The sequence below is a fragment of the Nitrobacter sp. 62-13 genome (assembly GCF_001896955.1).
Lineage (GTDB): Bacteria > Pseudomonadota > Alphaproteobacteria > Rhizobiales > Xanthobacteraceae > Nitrobacter.
This window is the reverse complement of the sequence record NZ_MKRN01000162.1, coordinates 1-1,758: the sequence shown is the minus strand read 5'-3', so window position 1 is coordinate 1,758 and position 1,758 is coordinate 1. Positions and strand designations below refer to the sequence as shown.

Below are 1,758 nucleotides of genomic sequence, written 5' to 3'. Positions count from 1 at the left end.
ATAATTTTCTTGTAGAACGTGCTCAGGATCTCCTCGCCGTCGAGGCCGAGGGCAAACATCAGCGACGTCACCGGGATCTTGCGGCGGCGGTCGATTCGCGCAAACACGATGTCCTTGGCGTCGAACTCAATGTCGAGCCACGAGCCGCGATAGGGAATGACGCGCGCGGCGAACAGCAGCTTGCCGGAGGAGTGAGTCTTGCCCTTGTCGTGATCGAAGAACACGCCGGGCGAACGATGCATCTGCGAGACGATCACGCGCTCGGTGCCGTTGACGACGAAGGTGCCGTTCATGGTCATGAGCGGAATGTCGCCCATGTAGACGTCCTGCTCCTTGATGTCCTTCACCGACTTCGCGCCGGTTTCCTCGTCGATGTCGAACACGATGAGGCGAAGCGTCACCTTCAGCGGGGCGGCATAGGTCATGCCGCGCTGGCGGCACTCGTCGACGTCGTACTTCGGCGCCTCGAATTCGTAGCGCACGAATTCGAGCTGCGAGGTTCCCGAAAAGTCATTGATCGGAAACACCGACTTGAAAACCGCCTGCAGACCTTCGTCGAGCCGGCCACCGGGCGGTTCGTCAACCATCAGGAACTGGTCGTAGGACGCCTTCTGAACCTCGATCAGGTTCGGCATCTCGGCGACTTCCCGGATATGCCCAAAGAACTTGCGAACCCGCTTGCGACCGGTGAACGTCTGCTGCACCATCGTGGCCTCTCATGTCGTCGCCCGTGGGGGCAAACCTTCCGAAGCGCGATTGGCATCGCCCCCGGGGTGAATCTCGGAACGCTCTCAAGAGCGGAACGCAAATATCAGGACTTCAGTCCTGAACTGGAACGCCAGGCTCGCAGAACGCAAAACGACGTGCGGGGTGCAATGCGTACACCCAGCCCGTCAAAACTGTCTCCAAACGGACCGAAAAAGCCCGAAATCGCTGCTCTCCCAACAGCTTATGAGAGAACGCCGCCGTTCCCGCCATCCGCTGTGCTTTCGTGCTGCCGCCCCAATATGGGATGGCAATCGTGGAGATTCGAGGGGTAGATCCCCGACTCTTCACACTTTCCTGTGTACAACCATCCGGACCAGATCCGGCCGCTGCACCCGCCGGGCGCGATCGGATCGCACTCGTCAGGAAATCCCATTCATCTCACCTTCGTCCCGGAGCCATCCACCCCTTCTCGGGGCGTTTCCGGGTCTCGCTAAACTCGCCAAACCAGACGAAGAGGCCTGGATTCACTCGAGTTAAGCCTCCGTCATGGCCGGGCTTACCCGGCCATCCTCGCCTTGGGGCATCCCCGGATCGCGCTCGACTTCGCCTCGCTCGTCCGGGGATGGAATTTCGTAATCGTCGGCTACGCCGCGATTACTTCAATTCCACCTTCGCGCCGGCCTTTTCGAGCTGGGCCTTGATCTTCTCGGCCTCGTCCTTGGCAACGCCTTCCTTCAGCGGCTTCGGCGCACCTTCGACCAGATCCTTGGCTTCCTTAAGGCCGAGCCCGGTGATGGCGCGGACTTCCTTGATCACCTCGATCTTCTTGTCGCCCGCGGCCGCAAGCACGACGGTAAAGTCGGTCTTCTCCTCGGCGGCGGGAGCGCCACCACCGGCGCCCGGCGCAGCAGCGACAGCCACGGCGGCAGCGGCCGACACGCCCCACTTCTCTTCGAGCAGCTTCGCCAGTTCGGCAGCCTCGAGCACGGTCAGCGCCGAGAGGTCGTCAACAATCTTCTGCAGATCAGCCATCGATATATTCCTTTAACG

Annotated in this window: 1 protein-coding gene and 1 pseudogene; both read right to left on the bottom strand. The window is 60.9% G+C overall.

Annotated elements, in window-relative coordinates; translation table 11 throughout:
* Positions 1-707, bottom strand: a pseudogene (locus tag BGN91_RS11240) (DNA-directed RNA polymerase subunit beta); the annotation flags it as partial.
* 655 nt (positions 708-1,362) lie between these two features.
* On the bottom strand, positions 1,363-1,740 hold the full coding sequence (gene rplL / locus BGN91_RS11235) for a 50S ribosomal protein L7/L12 (protein ID WP_292613149.1): 378 nt from the start codon (positions 1,738-1,740) through the stop codon (positions 1,363-1,365).
* Positions 1,741-1,758 lie beyond the last annotated feature (18 nt).